The organism is Streptomyces sp. NPDC051172 (assembly GCF_040682555.1).
Classification (GTDB): Bacteria; Actinomycetota; Actinomycetes; order Streptomycetales; family Streptomycetaceae; genus Streptomyces.
The window spans coordinates 1-1,308 of record NZ_JBFBBE010000371.1 but is presented as its reverse complement, the minus strand read 5'-3'; the positions used below and the strand labels follow the sequence as shown (position 1 = coordinate 1,308).

General features: G+C 70.6%; 2 protein-coding genes. One reads left to right on the top strand and one right to left on the bottom strand.

Annotated features, from left to right (window positions below; genetic code table 11):
• A partial coding sequence (locus AB0N07_RS51215) for an IMP dehydrogenase (RefSeq protein ID WP_365847886.1) occupies positions 1 to 742 on the bottom strand: 742 nt, incomplete at its 3' end.
• A gap of 275 nt (positions 743 to 1,017) precedes the next feature.
• Between AB0N07_RS51215 and AB0N07_RS51210 the strand changes: the two genes are divergently transcribed.
• The coding region (locus AB0N07_RS51210) for a cation:dicarboxylase symporter family transporter (RefSeq protein WP_365847884.1) at positions 1,018 to 1,308 on the top strand (291 nt) is incomplete at its 3' end.

Genomic DNA, 1,308 nt, shown 5'->3' with positions numbered 1-1,308 from the left:
TGTCCAGCACGCCGTGCGTGTGGCCGTTCGCGGTGTCCACCACGAGGGCGTCCACGCCCGCCTCGACGAGCGCCATGGCGCGCTCCCAGCCGTCGCCGAAGAAGCCGACGGCGCCGCCGACGCGCAGGCGGCCCTCGTCGTCCTTCGCGGCGTCCGGGTACTGCTCCGCCTTGTCGAAGTCCTTGATGGTGATCAGGCCGGTCAGGCGGCCCGCATCGTCCACGAGCGGCAACTTCTCCACGCGGTTCTGGGAGAACAGGCGGATCGTCTCGGCGCGCGAGACGCCCTCCTGCGCGGTGACCAGCGGCATGCGGGTCATGGCGGTGTCCACCGTGCGGGTGGCCCACTCCTCGCGCGGGATGAAGCGGGTGTCGCGGTTGGTGATGATGCCCAGCAACGTCATGTCCTCGGCCACCACCGGCAGGCCCGAGACGCGGTACTGGGCGCACAGCTCGTCCAGGTCCGCGAGCGTGGCGTCGGGGCCGATGGTCACGGGGTCCTTGATCATCCCCGACTCGGAGCGCTTCACGGTGTCCACGTGGCGGGCCTGGTCCTCGATGGACAGGTTGCGGTGGATGATGCCCATGCCGCCCTGGCGGGCCATGGCGATGGCCAGCGGGGCCTCGGTCACGGTGTCCATCGCCGCGGAGACGATGGGGATGTTCAAGCGGATGTTGCGGGTCAGCCGGGTGCCCGGGTCCGCGTCCGCGGGGATCACGTCGGTGGCGTTGGGCAGCAGCAGGACGTCGTCATAGGTGAGGCCGAAGAAGCCGAAGGGATCCGAGGAGGAGTGGACGGGCTCGGGGCTGGGACCGGTGCTGGTGATGGTCACGAAGGGGCCTTTCGGGACGGGTGTTTCCGCGATTCTATGCCCGGGGGCCAAACCGGCGACCCGGGTGCGGGCCACGTCACAGGACCCCCGCGCTGGGCCACGCGGGGGCGAGACGGACGTCACCACCACGTCACATGGCGCAATCCGTTTCGGCGTCGTGGTATTGGACCGCCTAACCTCCCCGGATGAGCACCGCACAGTCCTCCCCCGCACCGGCGCCCCGACGTCGGCTCCCCGCCTGGACGTCGAATTTCGGCTGGCAGATCGCCGCCGCCCTCGTCCTCGGCCTCGTCCTGGGCCTGATCGCCCGCGCGACGGGGCACACCTCCGAGCACCCGACCTGGCTCGGCGAGACGCTGGCCACCGTCGGCAGCATCTACATCAGCCTGCTGAAGGCCGCGGTCGTCCCGCTGGTCTTCTTCGCCGTCGTCGCCTCCATCGCCAACCTGGCCCAGGTGACCAACGCGGCCCGCCTG